The following is an 8300-nucleotide window of genomic DNA, read 5'->3' on the forward strand; positions in this document are numbered from 1 at the left end:
CGACGAGGGCGCCGCCCGCGGCGACCCGACCCCATCGCTGCCGCGCCTGCCGGGCACCCCACCAGGCGGCGGCGACGGCGAGCACGAGGGCGAGCGGCAGCGCGACGAGCAGCCGCCGGTCCGCCCAGGGGTGGTCGGGCGTGATGCCGGGTCGCACGAGGGTGAGCAGGGTCGAGCCCGTCGTGACGACGAGTGCGGCACCCCAGACCGGCAGGTCACCACCGCGCGTCCACCAGGTGCCCAGCCGGCGGAAGAGCACCGCGAGGGCGAGCAGGGCGAGGACGAGCGCCGCGGGGCCGACCCACCAGGCGAGCCAGTCCACCGAGTGCTCGGCGTAGGTCCGCCCGCCGTCGATCGGCAGGCCGAGCTCGGCCTGCATCCGGGCGACGTACATGGCCCCCGGGTCCATCGGGTCCTGCCGGGTGGTCATGACGAGCGGGCGAAGGGGGAGGAGCACCCCGACGACGAGCACGGCCCCGGCGAGCAGGTCGGGCAGCCGGCGGGCGACACCGCTCGGCAGGCTCATCCCGGCCCGGGCCCGCCGCAGCAGCCACCACGAGGCGCCGGACATGAGGACGACGAGACCGACGAGCGGCACGAGCGAGCCGCCGATCTCGCCGAGGTAGCGCCAGCTCATCGCGCCGGCGACCGCGAAGCCGGCGAGGGTCGTCACGCTCGCGCCGACGAGCAGGGGCTTGGCCCAGCCGCGCCCACGCGCCAGGAGGAGCGCCGCCACGGGGACGAGCAGCATCGTCTCGCGGAGCGCGTCGATGCGCACGATCGAGGTGCCACCGACGAGGCCGCCGGCCAGGAGCGCGGCGAGGCGCAGTGCCCGGGCGCGGTCCCCTTCGCCCTCCTCCCCCGCCCCAGCAAGGAGGGTCAGCGCGAGGAAACCGGCGCCGAGGGTCAGGCCGGCGAGCGGCTCGGAGTAGGTCGAGCGGGCCGTGTGCAGCCACGGGAAGCAGGCGCCGACGAGCACCGCCGCCGGTGCCGCCGCGGCCGGCGCGACCACGCGCGAGACGAGCAGACCGATGGCGAGCAGCGCGAGGCCACCGGCGACGGCCGGCGCCCACAGCACGGGGGTCGCCCCCCCGGCCCACCAGGGCAGCGAGTACACGAGCGCCGGCCCGGGCATGAACTGCGGCTGGACCTGCGGCTCCTCCGGCGAGCCGATCTCGTAGAAGGCTGGCGCCTCGAGGGTCAGCCCGTCCTCCGCGAGGGTCTCGGGACCACCGATGGTCTCGGCGTCCACGGCGACCGGACGAGAGCCCGTCTCGGCCAGGTAGATCGTCGCCTGGAGGTAGCTCGCCGAGTCCCGCCGGGGCATGACCTGCTCGGAGTGGGTGGCACCGGTCCACAGGGTGACCGCGACGACCCCGAGCACGAGGGCGGCGGCAGCAACGGGTCCCATGGCCCGCCCTGAGGGTCGGGGCAGCCACCTCGAGACGGCGACCGCCCCCGCTGCGCTCACGACAGCGACGACCACACCGACGAGGGGCGTCCACGCGCCGACGGCGGCAGCGAGGGACCCGACGAAACCGAGGACCACGACCCAGGCAGCAGCCGCGACGACGAGCCGCTCCAGGGCCGGGGCGACGTCGGGGCGGGTGCTCGTCGGGGTCTCCACGGCGGCCACGGTATCCGGCGGGCGGTCACCCCCTTCGTAGGCTGGGCCCATGCCGACCCCCGCACACGTCCTGGCCGAGATCAACCGCACCGACTCCGCCGCCCCGCGGATCACCTGCTACGACGACGTGCCCGGCCCCACCGCCGGCGAACGCATCGAGCTGTCGGGCCGAGTCATCGGCACCTGGGTGAGCAAGGCGGCCAATGCGCTGCAGGAGGAGTGGGACCTCGAGCCGGGGTCGACGGTGCGGCTGGCGATGCGGCCGCACTGGCGACTCGTCTACTGGGCCTGGGCGGTGTGGTCGGTCGGCGCGTGCGTCGACCTCGACGGGACCGGTCCCGTCGACCTCGTCGTCACCGACGACCTCGAGCAGCTGGCGTCGGACGGCCCGGGCGTCCTCGTGACGCGGGCCTCGCTGGCCCGCCGCTCACCCGCTCCCGTGCCCGAGGGCGTCATGGACGAGGCGGCCGACCTGGCGTCCTACGGCGATGACTTCACCCCCTGGGCCGAGCCCGAGGACGACGACCCTGCCCTGCGCACGGCGGGCGGGGTGGGCAGCTACGGCCAGCTCGTGGCGGGCTGCGGCGCCGCGGCCCGGGTCCAGCTCGTCGACCCGACCGCCGAGGCCCTGCTGCGCACGACCCTCGACGTGTGGTCACGTGGCGGCTCGCTCGTCGTCCACCTCGGCCCCACCGACGCGGCGACTCTCGAGCGCCGGGCACGGGCGGAGGGCGTCACCGCCTGACCGATGCGCGGTCACGGTGATGCCCTCCGGGTGCACGCTCAGCGGCGGGCCCGGGCCTCTCGGTCGATCGCCTGCCAGGTGACTCCCCCGACGTAGCCGGTGCTCGTCAGGCCGTGGCGACGCTGCAGCGCCTTGACGGCGTCACGGGTCTCGTCGGAGAAGACCCCGTCGACCTCCAGACCCAGCGTGCGCTGGACGACCCGCACGGCCTCGCCGGTCGAGCCCGGCTTGAGGACCACCGTGCGGTGCATGGCCGACGGGTGGTCCTTGCTCTCGAGGCGAGCCCAGACCTTGTCGTCGGTGATCCCGGTGACCGGCAGCCCCTCCTTCGCCTGGAAGGACCGCACCGCCTTGACCGTGCCGCTGCCGTAGACGCCGTCGACGGCGACGCCGCCGAGGGCACGCTGCAGGGTCTTGACGTGGGCGCCACGGGCACCGCTCGCCAGGACCGTCGAGCGGACGCTGTCGTAGGGCGTGCTCGTCGAGACGGTGGCCCCGCGCGAGGGGTCGGCCGCCGGCTTGGCCGCCGCAGCCCGCACCCCGGTCTTGGTGTAGCTCTTGCCGGCGAGGGCGCGCCAGACGTTCGGCGAGACGATGCCGTTCTGGTCCAGCTGCTTGGACTTCTGGTACGCCTTGACCGCCCGCTCCGTGCCCGATCCGAAGACGCCGTCGGCGTCGATCTTCAGCTTCTTCTGCAGGGCCGTGACGGCTGCACCGCGGTCGCCCTTCCGGATCTTCGTGTCGAGGAAGGGGGTGAGGTCGCCCGAGGGTGCAGCCGGCTTGGTCGGCTTGGCCGGGTCGGTCTTGGTGTACTTCAGGCCGGCCAGGGCGCGCCAGACGTTCGGCGAGACGATGCCGTTCTGGTCCAGCTCCTTGGACTTCTGGTAGGCCTTGACGGCCTTCTCGGTACCGGAGCCGAAGACGCCGTCGGCGTCGATCCTCAGCTTCTTCTGCAGCGCCGTCACGGCAGCACCACGGTCGCCCTTGCGGATCTTCGTGGTCAGGTACTTCGCCAGGTCACCGCCCGGGGTCGCCGGCTTGGTCGGCTTGGCCGGGTCGGTCTTGGTGTACTTCAGGCCGGCCAGAGCACGCCAGACGTTCGGCGAGACGATGCCGTTCTGATCCAGCTCCTTCGACTTCTGGTAGGTCTTGACGGCCTTCTCGGTACCGGAGCCGAAGACGCCATCGGCGTCGATCTTCAGCTTCTTCTGCAGGGCCGTCACGGCAGCACCACGGTCGCCCTTGCGGATCTTCGTGGTCAGGTACTTCGCCAGGTCACCGCCCAGGGTCGCCGGCGTGGTCGGCTTGGCCGGGTCGGTCTTCGTGTACTTCAGGCCGGCCAGAGCACGCCAGACGTTCGGCGAGACGATGCCGTTCTGATCCAGCTCCTTCGACTTCTGGTACGCCTTGACGGCCTTCTCGGTACCGGAGCCGAAGACGCCATCGGCGTCGATCTTCAGCTCCTTCTGCAGGGCCGTCACGGCAGCACCACGGTCGCCCTTGCGGACCTTGGTCTCGAGGTACTTGGCGAGCGCACCACCGGGCGCAGCCGGCTTGGCCGGGTCGGTCTTGGTGTACTTCAGACCCGCGAGGGCGCGCCAGACGTTCGGCGAGACGATGCCGTTCTGATCCAGCTCCTTCGACTTCTGGTACGCCTTGACGGCCTTCTCGGTACCGGAGCCGAAGACGCCGTCGGCGTCGATCTTCAGCTCCTTCTGCAGCGCCTTGACCGCGTCACCGGTCGACCCCTTGCGGATCTTGGTGGTGAGGTAGGGCGCGAGGTCCCCACCGGGGGGCCGGCTTGGCGGGGTCGGTCTTCGTGTACTTCAGACCCGCGAGGGCGCGCCAGACGTTCGGCGAGACGATGCCGTTCTGGTCCAGCTCCTTCGACTTCTGGTACGCCTTGACGGCCTGCTCGGTGCCCGAGCCGAAGACGCCGTCGGCGCTGATCTTCAGCTCCTTCTGCAGCGCCTTGACCGCGTCACCGGTGGACCCGAGGCGGATCTTGGTCTTGAGGTAGGGCGTGAGGGCACCGCCCGCATCGTCCCCACCACGCGGCGGGATCTTGCCGAGCTTGACCATCTGGTCCCAGGTCGCCTGGTCGAGGATGCCGGTGACCTTGATGCCGTTCTTCGACTGCCAGGTCTTGAGCGCCTCACGGGTCGCCGGACCGAAGACCCCGTCCGCGGAGACGCCGATGACCTTCTGGGCCAGCTGCACGTCGGGCCCGGAGGCACCTTCGCGCAGGGTCGGGTAGCTCGTCGGGTCGGGCAGGGGCGCCGGCGGTCCGCCGGGTCCCTGGGTCACGCCGGTCCAGGCCACACCGGTCCACCACGACGTGCGCTGCATGGCGCCGTCCCAGCTGAAGCTGAAGTGGATGTGGTCGGTGTGCGGGCTGGCGCCGTTGTACGGCCGCCAGCCGGCATCCATCTGGTAGGTGCCCCAGATCTGACGGTTCCAGATGATGTACATGACGCCGAATCGGCGGGCCATCGCGGCCGGCCGCCCTTGGGAGTCGGGGGCCAGCAGCCAGGAGATGACGCCATCGGCGACCGCCCGCTCGTGGGGGTCGTAGGCGTTGAGCATCCAGTCGAGAGCGCGTCCCTCGGAGTGCTCCGTCAGTCCGTAGTTGCACGCCCGCGAGATGCCGTAGTTGAACTCGTCGTAGTGGTTGGCCATGAGCCGGGCGAAGGCGGTGACGCCGGGCTTCGGTGTCGGGTCGCAGACCGACTGCGGGATGTAGGGCGAGGCCACGTCGAGATCGCGGGGCAGGTTCTTGTTGGTCGGCGGCGGGGGTACGTCCGCGCTCCTGGCCACGGCAGCGCCGCCGACGGGGAGGGTAAAGGCGGGGATGAGTGCGGCGCCGACGAAACGGACAGAACGTGACACGCGGGGAGCTCCTTGTGTGGACGCGGGCAGGGGAACCCGATCAGGGCAGTGGGTCGCCCCCTCGAGTCACACCAGTCACGGCAGCACCGAAGGTCACGATCCGTCACTCATGTTCCACCCACCACACACGTCCCGCTAGACCCACGAGATGTATTACGTCCCTGTAGTTCACTCCTCGTGACAGTTCGTGACCCCCCGCCCGGGCTGTCGCCACGCGACCCCTTCGCACTGGATTGGTGTGACCTGACCACACCCACGACCCCACGGGCCGGCCGCTACGGTGACCCCATGGACAAGGTCGTCTCCTCACCAACCGAGGCCGTCGCGGACATCTCCGACGGTGCCACGTTGGCAGTGGGCGGTTTCGGGCTCTGCGGGATCCCGAGCGTGCTCATCGCCGAGTTGCAGGCGAAGGGGGTGGGTGACCTGGAGTGCGTGTCGAACAACTGTGGTGTCGATGACTGGGGTTTGGGCCTGCTGCTGGCCGGTGGTCAGATCCGGCGGATGGTCTCCTCCTACGTCGGGGAGAACAAGGAGTTCGCCCGGCAGTACCTCTCGGGTGAGCTCGAGGTGGAGCTGACGCCGCAGGGCACCCTCGCGGAGAAGCTGCGTGCTGGTGGTGCGGGCATCGCCGGCTTTTGGACCCGCACCGGTGTCGGGACGCAGATCGCCGAGGGTGGCTTGCCGTGGCGCTACGACCAGGCCGGTGAGATGGTGGTCGCCTCCCCCGCCAAGGAGACGCGCAGTTTCGCGGTGGCCTCGCGCCGGGCCGACGGGTCGACGGTGACCGAGGAGCACGAGTTCGTCCTCGAGGAGGCCATCGCCACCGACTTCGCTCTCGTGCGCGCGTGGAAGGGCGACCGGCACGGCAACCTCGTCTTCCGCACGACCTCCCGCAACTTCAACCCCCTGTGCGCGATGGCTGGTCGGGTGACGATCGCCGAGATCGAGGAGCTCGTCGAGCCCGGCGAGCTGGACCCTGACGCGATCCACCTGCCGGGCATCTACGTCCAGCGGGTGGTCGAGCTCACCCCGGAGCAGGCCGCGGACAAGCGGATCGAGAAGCGCACCATCACCCCTACTCGTGACTCGTCGAAGGAAGGTGTCTGACATGGCGCTCACCCGTGAGCAGATGGCCGCCCGTGCGGCTGAGGAGCTGTCGGACGGTGACTACGTCAACCTTGGGATCGGGTTGCCGACGCTCGTGCCCAGCTACGTGCCCGACGACGTGGAGATCGTCCTGCAGTCCGAAAACGGGATCCTGGGTGTCGGGGCCTACCCGAGTGAGGAGGCCGTGGACGCCGACCTGATCAACGCGGGCAAGGAGACGGTCACCCTGCGCAAGGGCGCCTCGATCTTCGACTCGGCCACCAGCTTCGGGATGATCCGTGGCGGCAAGGTCGACGCGGCCATCCTCGGCGCGATGCAGGTCGCGGCCAACGGTGACATCGCCAACTGGATGATCCCCGGCAAGATGGTCAAGGGCATGGGCGGCGCGATGGACCTGGTCCACGGCGCCAAGAAGGTCATCGTCCTCATGGAGCACGTCGCCAAGGACGGCTCCCACAAGATCGTGCGCGAGTGCGCCCTGCCCCTGACCGGCAAGGGCGTCGTCCAACGGATCATCACCGACCTGGCCGTCATCGACGTCACCGACACCGGACTCGTCCTGCGCGAGCTCGCCCCCGGCGTCACGACCGAGGAGGTCGTCGAGCGCACCGGCGCGCAGCTGCGCGTCGAGCTCGACTGACAGGGAGCGTCAGGAGTCGCGGACCCGCGCGAGCGTCGTCGAGGTGACCCGCGATGAGGGGCCCACGGCGCGGATGCTCGGCCACTGCGGGCTGCGCTGCACCTGGGCGACGACCTGCGCAGGCGGTGCCGTGCCGACGATGAGCACGGGCTCGCCATAGGCCGCGGCGATCGCCGGGTCGCTCGTGCGGGTGCTCGTCGACCGCGCGAGCGACACCCGGGTCGCGGAGTAGCTGTTGCGGAAGTACTGGGCGATGCCGGCCGAGATCTCCGCCGAGCTCGTCCCCGCGAGGCGTGACGGGCTGAAGCCGGAGGCACTCAGGTCGCTCGAGACGGCGGTGGGGATCCGACTGGAGGACCCGATGATCCGCACGCTGCGCACCCGGGCGCGCTGCAGCGCCGCCTTGGCACGTGGCCCGACCGCGGACCGGCTCGCCCAGACGATCGGCTCGCGTCGGGTGCCGGCGACCGCAGAGAAGGCTCCGGCCTCGGGCACCGTCTCCTGCGTGGCAACGGCTGCCCGCGTGATCGGTCCCTGCGCGGCCATGAGGTCGACGATCGCCGCCGCGGTCGCGTCCTGGTCGCTCATCCCGACCCGGGTCACGGTGATGCCCCGGGCACGCAGCTCGGTGATGACGGAGGTGTTGACCATCGGTCCTCCACCGACGACGTAGGCGCGCGTGATGCGCCCACCCCGGCGGTCGAGCTCGGTGCGGGTCGCGTGAGCCAGCCGGGTCGTGCCGCTGAGCAGCAGCGGCGCCCGCAGCGACCCCGCGAGGGGCCGGGCCATGACGAGGTGGGCGACATGCGTCTGCGAGGCGGGGGCGATGACGACGCTCGTGGCCGTCGACGGCGCCGAGCGGGCGGTGGCGGCGGCCAGGTCTGCCGGCGTGTCGCCCGTGACCCGCTCCCCCGGTCGCCGGGTCGACGCCGAGGAGAGACCGAGGGCGCGTCGCATGTCGTCGCCCCGCAGCGTCTTCGTCACCCCGGCCGATGAGGTGGCGCGGGCCCAGCGGACGGAGCCGGCGCTCGTGCGCTCGGACAGGTCGAGGGAGCGGACGTCCGGTAGACCGAAGGCGGTGGCCACCTTGGACCGCGGGACCTCGGTCGTCCAGCTCCGCCGCGGGTTGTCGCTCTTGGTGCTCCACGGGTCGGGCACACCGCGCAGGTAGGGCACCGGGGCCCCGCCCCAGATGTCCTCGTTGTTGACCGTGTGGCCGCCGGAGGATGACGAGTAGATGGCCTCGATGACCCTGMTACGTMCCCCGCTAGCGGGGGTCGGTCGTCGAG

Annotated in this window: 6 protein-coding genes and 2 pseudogenes; 3 read left to right on the top strand and 5 right to left on the bottom strand. The window is 71.4% G+C overall.

Annotated features, from left to right (window positions below):
• The coding region (locus B277_RS07010; RefSeq protein WP_156811752.1) for a hypothetical protein at positions 1–1627 on the bottom strand (1627 nt) is incomplete at its 3' end.
• Between the two features lie 49 nt (positions 1628–1676).
• Here B277_RS07010 and B277_RS07015 point away from each other — a divergent pair.
• Positions 1677–2372: a TIGR03089 family protein gene (locus B277_RS07015; RefSeq protein WP_007926630.1), complete on the top strand. Its 696-nt coding sequence runs from the start codon at positions 1677–1679 to the stop codon at positions 2370–2372.
• Between the two features lie 38 nt (positions 2373–2410).
• Here the strand turns inward: B277_RS07015 and B277_RS07020 are convergent, their stop codons facing one another.
• From B277_RS07020 to B277_RS07025, 3 genes and pseudogenes are all read right to left on the bottom strand, one after another.
• On the bottom strand, positions 2411–3853 hold the full coding sequence (locus B277_RS07020; protein WP_007926631.1) for a peptidoglycan-binding domain-containing protein: 1443 nt from the start codon (positions 3851–3853) through the stop codon (positions 2411–2413).
• A 168-nt stretch (positions 3854–4021) separates the two neighbouring features.
• Positions 4022–4129, bottom strand: a pseudogene (locus tag B277_RS20275) (peptidoglycan-binding domain-containing protein); the annotation flags it as partial.
• Entirely contained in the window at positions 4107–5261 is a 1155-nt protein-coding gene (locus B277_RS07025; protein ID WP_007926633.1) for a peptidoglycan-binding domain-containing protein, read from the bottom strand. The pseudogene B277_RS20275 and the gene B277_RS07025, both read right to left, overlap by 23 nt.
• A gap of 288 nt (positions 5262–5549) precedes the next feature.
• Between B277_RS07025 and B277_RS07030 the strand changes: the two genes are divergently transcribed.
• Positions 5550–6371: a CoA transferase subunit A gene (locus B277_RS07030; RefSeq protein WP_007926635.1), complete on the top strand. Its 822-nt coding sequence runs from the start codon at positions 5550–5552 to the stop codon at positions 6369–6371.
• A gap of 1 nt (position 6372) precedes the next feature.
• Positions 6373–7011, top strand: a complete 639-nt coding sequence (locus B277_RS07035) for a CoA transferase subunit B (RefSeq protein ID WP_007926637.1) — start codon at positions 6373–6375, stop codon at positions 7009–7011.
• 9 nt (positions 7012–7020) lie between these two features.
• Here the strand turns inward: B277_RS07035 and B277_RS17915 are convergent.
• A pseudogene (locus B277_RS17915) lies at positions 7021–8300 on the bottom strand (hypothetical protein); the annotation flags it as partial.

Source organism: Janibacter hoylei PVAS-1, assembly GCF_000297495.1.
Lineage (GTDB): Bacteria > Actinomycetota > Actinomycetes > Actinomycetales > Dermatophilaceae > Janibacter > Janibacter hoylei.